This window comes from Kitasatospora sp. MBT63, assembly GCF_000710465.2.
In the GTDB taxonomy this organism is placed as follows: domain Bacteria; phylum Actinomycetota; class Actinomycetes; order Streptomycetales; family Streptomycetaceae; genus Kitasatospora.
This window is the reverse complement of sequence record NZ_JAIZ01000781.1, coordinates 12,576-19,395: the sequence shown is the minus strand read 5'-3', so window position 1 is coordinate 19,395 and position 6,820 is coordinate 12,576. Positions and strand designations below refer to the sequence as shown.

Annotated in this window: 3 protein-coding genes and 1 pseudogene; all 4 read left to right on the top strand. The window is 75.5% G+C overall.

The genetic code is table 11. The annotated features are described in order from the left end of the window. Window positions 1-4,072, top strand: a 4,072-nt coding sequence (locus AA75_RS40710; protein ID WP_033825537.1) for an amino acid adenylation domain-containing protein, incomplete at its 5' end; no start/stop codon positions are given. A 30-nt stretch (window positions 4,073-4,102) separates the two neighbouring features. Next, window positions 4,103-5,497: an enoyl-CoA hydratase/isomerase family protein gene (locus tag AA75_RS40705; RefSeq protein ID WP_233289414.1), complete on the top strand. Its 1,395-nt coding sequence runs from the start codon at window positions 4,103-4,105 to the stop codon at window positions 5,495-5,497. 35 nt (window positions 5,498-5,532) lie between these two features. Then, a complete protein-coding gene (locus AA75_RS40700; protein ID WP_233289416.1) occupies window positions 5,533-6,549 on the top strand; it encodes a thiamine pyrophosphate-dependent enzyme in 1,017 nt (338 codons plus the stop codon). After that, window positions 6,549-6,820, top strand: a pseudogene (locus AA75_RS40695) (alpha-ketoacid dehydrogenase subunit beta); the annotation flags it as partial. The gene AA75_RS40700 and the pseudogene AA75_RS40695, both read left to right, overlap by 1 nt.

Genomic DNA, 6,820 nt, shown 5'->3' with positions numbered 1-6,820 from the left:
CCGCGACCTGTTCGAGGCCCCCACCGTCGCCGCCCTCGCCGAGATCCTCCGGCGCCCGGCCGCCGGCGCCAGGCCCGCACCGCGCCCCCGCAGCCGCCCCGAACGGGTACCGCTGTCCTCCGCGCAGAGCCGGCTGTGGTTCCTCAACCGCCTCACCGGACCCGACCCCAGCTACAACCTGCCGGTGGCGCTGCGGCTCACCGGGACACTGGACCGCGCCGCCCTGCGGGACGCCCTCGCTGACGTCACCGCCCGGCACGAGAGCCTGCGCACCGTCCTGCCCGAGCACGACGGCGCCCCGTACCAGGAGATCAGGGCCGCCGAGCAGGCCAGGCCCGCGCTGCCGGTCGTCGCGACCACCCCGCGGCGGCTGGCCGGCGACCTGGCCGCCGCCGCCCGGTACGGCTTCGACCTGACCACCGAACTGCCGCTGCGCGCCACGCTGTTCACCCTCGGCCCGGACGAGCACGTGCTGCTCCTGCTGCTGCACCACGTGGCCGGCGACGGCTGGTCGCTGGCCCCGCTCGGCCGCGACCTGGCGGACGCCTACACCGCCCGGCAGGCCGGCCGCGCCCCCGACCGGGAGCCGCTCGCCCTGCAGTACGCCGACTACGCGCTGTGGCAGCGCGAACTGCTCGGCGACGAGGACGACCCGGCCGGCCTGCTCAACCGCCAGCGCACGTACTGGCGCGACGCCCTGGCCGGCCTGCCCGAGTACCTTCCCCTGCCGACCGACCGGCCGAGGCCCGCCACGGCCGGCCACCGCGGCGAGGCCGTCCTGCGCACCCTGCCCGCCGGACTCCACCGCGACCTGCTCGCCCTCGCCCGGGACAACGGCGCCAGCCTGTTCATGGTCCTCCAGGCCGGGCTGTCGGCCCTGCTCACCCGGATGGGCGCCGGCACCGACATCCCGCTCGGCACCCCGGTCGCCGGGCGCACCGACGACGCGTTCGACGAGCTGGTCGGACTGTTCATCAACACCCTGGTGCTGCGCACCGACACCTCCGGCGACCCGACCTTCCGCGACCTGCTGGGCCGGGCCCGGGAGACCGCGCTGGCCGCCTACGCCCACCAGGACCTGCCGTTCGAGAAGCTGGTCGAGGAGCTCGGCCCCGGCCGCTCGCCGGCCCACCACCCGCTGTTCCAGGTGCTGCTGGCGCTGCAGAACACCCCCGGGGGCACGCTCGCGCTGCCCGGCGTCTCGGTCCGGGCGGAGCACGTCGGACTCGGTGCCGCCAAGTTCGACCTCACCTTCAACCTGGTCGAACGCCACGACGAGGACGGCCTGCCCGCCGGTATCGACGCGATGCTGGAGTACCGCACCGACCTCTTCGAGGCCGCCACCGCCGACGCCCTCGCCGACCGCCTGGTCCGCCTGCTGGCGCACGCCGCGGCCGACCCCGACCGGCCGATCGGGCTGCTGCCCGTCCTCGACGAGGCCGAACGCGACCTGGTCCTGACCGACTGGAACGCCACCGCCCACCGGCCCCGGCACTCCGACTCCTCGCTCGCCCGCTGCTTCGCGCACCAGGCCGCCCGCACCCCGGACGCCGTCGCCGTGACGGCCGCCGGCGAGCAGCTGACCTACCGTGAACTCGACCGCCGGGCCAACCGGCTGGCCCACCGGCTGATCGCCGATGGTGTCCGCCCGGAGAGCCCGGTCGCGGTCCTGCTGGAACGCTCCGCCGAACTGGTGGTCGCCACCCTCGCCGTACTCAAGGCCGGCGGCGTCTACGTACCGCTGCACACCGGGCACCCGGCCGAGCGGATGCGCCGGGTGGTGTCCGACACCGGCGCCCGGCTGCTGCTGACCGACCCGGCCTCGGCCGGGCGGCTGCCCGACCCCGGTACCACCACCCTGCTGCTCGGCCCCGGCAGCGGCGCCGCCGACGGCCTGCCCGACCACGACCCGGACCTCGCGACCGCCCCCGACCGGCTGGCGTACCTGATGTTCACCTCGGGCTCCACCGGCGCCCCCAAGGGCATCGGCATCACCCACCGGGACGCCATCGACCTGGCGCTGGACCGCTGCTGGGAGCCCGGCCCGGACGCCCGCGTCCTGATGCACTCCCCGTACGCGTTCGACATCTCCACGTATGAGCTGTGGAGCCCGCTGCTGTCCGGCGGGCGGATCGTGGTCGCACCGCCCGGTGACCTGGACGCCACCGTGCTGCGGCGGGTCCTCGCCGCCGAGGGCGTCACCTCGCTGCTGCTGACCGCAGGCCTGTTCGGGGTGGTCGCCGACGAGGCACCCGACGTCTTCACCGGGGTGGCCCAGGTGTGGACCGGCGGCGACGTGGTCCCGCCGACCGCCGTCCGCAGCGTCCTCGCGCACTGCCCGGGCACCGTCGTCAAGGTCCTCTACGGGCCCACCGAGACCACCCTGGGCTGCACCTGGCACCGGTTCACCGACCCCGCCGCCGTCCCCGACCTGGTCCCGATCGGCCGCCCGCTGGACAACACCAGGGCCTACGTCCTGGACGCCCGGCTGGAGCCGGTCGCCCCCGGCGTCACCGGCGAGCTGTACATCGCCGGCGCCGGCCTCGCCCGCGGCTACTGGAACGCGCCCGCCCTCACCGCCCAGCGGTTCGCCGCCGACCCCTACGCCCACCTGTTCGGCGAGCCGGGCGACCGGATGTACCGCACCGGCGACCTCGCCCGCCGCACCCCCGACGGCGTGATCGAGTTCCTCGGCCGCTCCGACGACCAGGTCAAGATCCGCGGCTTCCGGATCGAACCCGCCGAGGTGGAGGGCGCACTCGCCGCCCACCCCTCGGTGGCCAGGGCCGCCGTGGTGGCCCGCACCGACCGCTCCGGCGGCAAGGCCCTGGTGGCGTACCTGCTGCCCGCCGACCCCGCCGCCGCCCCCGACCCGGACCAACTGCGCGCGGACCTCGAATCCCGGCTGGCCGACTACGCGGTCCCGGCCGCGTACGTGGTGCTCGACACGCTCCCGCTGACCCCCAACGGCAAGCTCGACCGCGCCGCCCTCCCCGAACCCGACTGGGCCGCGGCCGGCACCGGACGCCCGCCCCGCGACCCCCGCGAGGAACTGCTCTGCGCCCTTTTCGCCGAGGTCCTCGGCGTCGAGCGGATCGGCATCGACGACGGCTTCTTCGAACTCGGCGGCCACTCCATGCTGGCGACCCGCCTCACCGGCCGGATCAACACGGTCCTCGGCACCGAACTGCCCGTCCGCACCCTGTTCGAGGCACCCACCGTCGCCGCGCTCACCGCCCGCCTGGACGGCGCCGCACCCGCCGCCGACCCGCTGGGCGTCCTGCTCCCGCTGCGAACCACCGGCAGCCGCCCACCGCTGTTCTGCCTGCACCCGGCCGGCGGGTTCGGCTGGATCTACGGCGGGCTGCTGCGCCACCTCGACAGCGACCAGCCGCTGTACGCCCTCCAGGCCCGCGGCCTGGCCCGGGACGAGCCGCTGCCGCCGACCCTGGAACGGATGGCCCAGGACTACGCGGAGCAGATCCGGGCCGTCCGGCCGGACGGCCCGTACCAGCTGCTCGGCTGGTCCTTCGGCGGGCTGCTCGCCCACGCCGTCGCCGCCCGCCTGGAGGCCGAGGGCGCCGAGGTGAGCCTGCTCGCGGTGCTCGACGGCTACCCCGGCTCCTACGGCGCCGACGGCCACCAGGTCGGCGAACAGGAGGTGCTGGCCATCCTGCTCAACGCGGCCCGGGTGGAGCGCGCCGAGTTCGGCGACGGACCGCTGCACCGGCCGCAGGTGATGGCCCGGCTGCGGGAGAGCGGCAGCGCCCTGGCCGCCCTCGACGACGACGCGGTCTCCCGGCTGGTCGCCGTCTTCCTCAACAACACCCGGCTGCTCCAGGGCTTCACCCCCGGCCACTTCGGCGGCGACCTGGAGTTCTTCTCCGCCACCGTCGGCCGCACCGACCCCGCCCTCACCGCCGGCCTCTGGCAGGCGCACATCGGCGGCCGGATCGAGGAGCACCCGCTGAACACCGACCACGCCGGCCTCGCCCGGCCCGAGGCGTTCGCCGAGATCGGCCGCATCCTGGCCGCCCGGACGGACCGCCGGACCGCCGCGGCACCCCGCTGAGCAGACCCGACCAACCGAACGGAGAGACCCTTGCGTCCCACCCTCACCGCGGATGCCGTGCGCGGCGCCGGCGACCGGCCACTCGCCCCCGACGAGGACTTCCGGCCGACCGGAGCCTTCCAGCGCGACCGCGACCAGATCACCGCCAGGCTGCAGACCCTCACCCACCTCATCGACGACCTGCCGCCCCGCCCCGACCGCACCGAGGCGCAGCAGCACACCGCCGACGCCCTGCACCTGCGCGCCCGCCGGCTGCGCCGCGGCTTCCTCGCCCGGTACGCCGAGCACGTCTACGCCGAGCTGACGGACGGTCTCACCCGCCACCCCCGGCTGGAGCAGCTCGCCCAGCTGGCCGCCGAGCGCCACCCCGGACTGGTCCCCGGCCGGGAGCGGCTCGCCGCCGAGGCCCGGCTCGCCCAGCGCGACAAGGAAGGCTGGGAGGTCGACCTGGGCATCTTCTTCCACGCCGTGCTCGACTCGCCCCGGGCCGGCACCCACCTGCTGCACTCGCTGCTGCGCCCCACCCCGGCGGCGCTCGCCGCGCTCCCCGAGTACCGGCGCACCGGCCGGGCCGACCTGAAACTGGCCACCGTCACCCGCCGGGCCGGCATCGCCCACCTCGAACTGTGCAACGACGCCTACCTCAACGCCGAGGACGACGCCGCCGTCGAGGCCCTGGAGACCGGCACCGACCTGGTCCTGCTGGACGAGGCCAGCCACGTGGGGGTCCTGCGCGGCGCCCCGATGTCCCACCCCGCCCACCGCGGCAGGCGGGTCTTCAGCGCCGGGATCAACCTCACCCACCTGTACCACGGCGAGATCTCCTTCCTCGGGTTCCTGCTGCGCCGCGAGACCGGCTACATCGCCAAGTTCGTGCGCGGCCTGTGCCTGGAGGAGGAGACCGACGAGCGCTGGTGGCCGCAGGCCGACAAGCCGTGGGTCGGCGCCGTCGACTCCTTCGCGATCGGCGGCGGCCTGCAGATCCTGCCGACCCTCGACCGGGTGGTCGCCGCCGACGACGCCTGGTTCAGCCTGCCCGCGATGGAGGAGGGGCTGGTCCCGGGCGTCGCCAACCTCCGGCTGACCGCGCTCACCGGCGCCCGCCTCGCCCGCCGGCTGGTGCTGTGGGGCCACCGGCTGCGGGCCGGCGACCCCGAGGCGGCGCTGCTGTGCGACGAGACCGCCCCGGCCGACGCGATGGACGCCGCCGTCGAACGGGCCGCCCAGCACCTGGACAACCCGGCCGTCGCCGCCAACCGCCGCATGATCACCCTGGGGGAGGAGCCGTTCGACGTGTTCCGCCGCTACCTGGCCGCGTACGCGCTGGAACAGGCGTACCGGCTCTACAGCGCCGACCTGATCGCCAACCTGGAACGGACCTGGATCAGCCGCTCCCGGGCCCGCAACGGGGGCGGGCGCCGATGAGCACCGTCGACACCGCCCCCGCGCCGGCCGCCCCCATGCCGGATGCCACCGAGGTGCCCGCCGCCAAGCAGCTGCTGATGTACCAGGCCATGGTGGTGGGACGGGCGTTCAACCAGCAGGCCACCGCCTTCAGCCGGCAGGGCCGGATCGCGGTCTACCCGTCCTCGCGCGGCCAGGAGGCCTGCCAGGTCGGCTCGGTGCACGCCGTCCGGCCCACCGACTGGCTGTTCCCCACCTACCGGGAGAGCGTCGCGCTGCTCACCCGCGGCATCGACCCGGTCCAGGTGCTCACCCTGTTCCGCGGCGACCAGCACTGCGGCTACGACCCGGTGGCCGAACGGACCGCCCCCCAGTGCACCCCGCTGGCCACCCAGTGCCTGCACGCGGCCGGCCTCGCCGACGCGGCCCGGATGAGCGGCGACCCGGTCGTCGCGCTCGCCTACATCGGCGACGGCGCCACCAGCGAGGGCGACTTCCACGAGGCGCTCAACTACGCCGCCGTCCGCCGCGCCCCCGTGGTGTTCCTGGTCCAGAACAACCAGTACGCGATCAGCGTCCCGCTCGCCAAGCAGACCGCCGCCCGCACCCTCGCCGACAAGGCGGCCGGCTACGGCATGCCGGGGGTGCGGATCGACGGCAACGACGTGCTGGAGGTGTACCGCGCGGTCCGGGACGCCGCCGACCGGGCCAGGGCCGGGCACGGGCCGACCCTGGTCGAGGCGGTCACCTACCGGCTGGACGCCCACACCAACGCCGACGACGACACCCGCTACCGCCCCCCGGGCGAGGCCGAGCGCTGGGCCGGGCAGGACCCGGTCGACCTGCTCGAACGCCGCCTGCTGGCCGCCGGCGTCCTCGACCGCCCCGCCGTGGCGGAGGCCGCCGCCGCGGCCGCCGCCTTCGCCGCCGGACTCAGCGCCCGCTTCGCCGAGCCGCCCACCGGCGACCCGATGGAGATGTTCCGGCACGTCTACCACCACCTGCCGCCGCACCTGCGGGAGCAGTCGGCACAGCTGGCCGCCGAACTCGCCGCGGCCGGGAAGGGGGAGTGATGTCCGGGACCACCATGGCGCGGGCACTCAACACCGCCCTGCGCGACGCCATGCGCGAGGACCCGAGGACGGTCCTGTTCGGTGAGGACGTCGGCGCGCTCGGCGGGGTCTTCCGGATCACCGACGGCCTGGCCGCGGAGTTCGGCGACGAGCGCTGCTTCGACACCCCGCTCGCCGAGTCGGCGATCCTGGGCACCGCCGTGGGCATGGCCATGTACGGCTACCGCCCGATCGTCGAGATGCAGTTCGACGCCTTCGCCTACCCCGCGTT

Excerpts from the sequence above, each read along its gene's own strand:
- AA75_RS40700 (WP_233289416.1), top strand. The coding sequence starts at position 5,533 with ATGCCGGATGCCACCGAGGTGCCCGCCGCCAAGCAGCTGCTGATGTAC.